We start from the raw sequence: 419 nt of genomic DNA on the forward strand, positions 1-419 counted from the left end.
ACTGATCATCATCGACCAGCAGCCGCAAATGGCCTTCGGCGTCCAGTCGATCGACCGCCAGACGCTGAAGAACAACGTCGTCGCGCTGGCCAAGGCCGCCAAGGTCTTCAAGGTGCCCACCACCATCACCACCGTCGAGAGCGAAAGCTTCTCCGGCTACACCTATCCCGAGCTGCTCGACGTGTTCCCGGGCCAGAAGGTGCTCGAACGCACCTCGATGAATTCCTGGGACGACCAGAAGGTGCGCGACGCGCTGGCCGCGAACGGCCGCAAGAAGGTGGTCGTGTCGGGCCTGTGGACCGAGGTCTGCAACACCACCTTCGCGCTGTGCGCGATGCTCGAAGGCGGCTACGAGATCTACATGGTGGCGGACGCATCGGGCGGCACCTCGCAGGATGCGCACGACTACGCGATGCAGC

General features: G+C 64.0%; 1 protein-coding gene. It reads left to right on the forward strand.

Translation table 11 applies throughout. The annotated features are described in order from the left end of the window. Nucleotide 1 precedes the first annotated feature (1 nt). Nucleotides 2–419, forward strand: a 418-nt coding sequence (locus HWY05_RS38095; RefSeq protein ID WP_244146821.1) for an isochorismatase family protein, incomplete at its 3' end; no start/stop codon positions are given.

Source organism: Paraburkholderia sp. BCC1876, from assembly GCF_902833695.1.
GTDB lineage: Bacteria > Pseudomonadota > Gammaproteobacteria > Burkholderiales > Burkholderiaceae > Paraburkholderia.